Here is a 551-nt window from a genome sequence, read left to right on the forward strand (position 1 = left end):
CCAATTAGTTCTCCGGGTAAAAAAACATTAGACATTCCATCTTCTGAAACCAGCACTTTTGATGTTATTTGACGTACAATAATTTCTATATGCCTATTATGTATTTGCACTCCCTGGGATCGATAAACCTTTTGGATCTTATTAACTAAAGAGATACGACTTTGCACTATAGTTAGCTCAGCGCCAATSAMGAATCCCCAAGRAAKRCCAAGAATTYTYGTTATACAKTCGTTCCAACCCTCAACTCTCTTTTCTAGATTCATTGATATTGACTCAATTGAACGCACTTCTAAYACCTGTTCSACTTTTGGAAGACCCTGYGTTATATCACCRGATCTCGATTTTTCATATATAAATGTAACTAAYGTATCTCCTTCATAAAAGATTTCRCCATAATGGCCACGAACTGTTGCTCCTGGAGTGGCYAAATAGGGCTTAGCCGAGCGTATTACTACAGAGTCAACTTGAACAATTARAACTTGACCCGATTTTAGGTGTGGTTCATTTTTGTCTATACATRAATTTTCACAAATAAACTGTCCAAGACTTAT

At 36.3% G+C, this 551-nt stretch carries 1 protein-coding gene; it reads right to left on the reverse strand.

Going from position 1 to position 551, the window contains the following annotated elements; translation table 11 throughout:
* A partial coding sequence (locus EZV76_RS17890; RefSeq protein WP_136567697.1) for a hypothetical protein occupies positions 1-263 on the reverse strand: 263 nt, incomplete at its 3' end.
* Positions 264-551: the final 288 nt, after the last annotated feature.

The organism is Flagellimonas alvinocaridis (assembly GCF_004916895.1).
GTDB lineage: Bacteria > Bacteroidota > Bacteroidia > Flavobacteriales > Flavobacteriaceae > Flagellimonas > Flagellimonas alvinocaridis.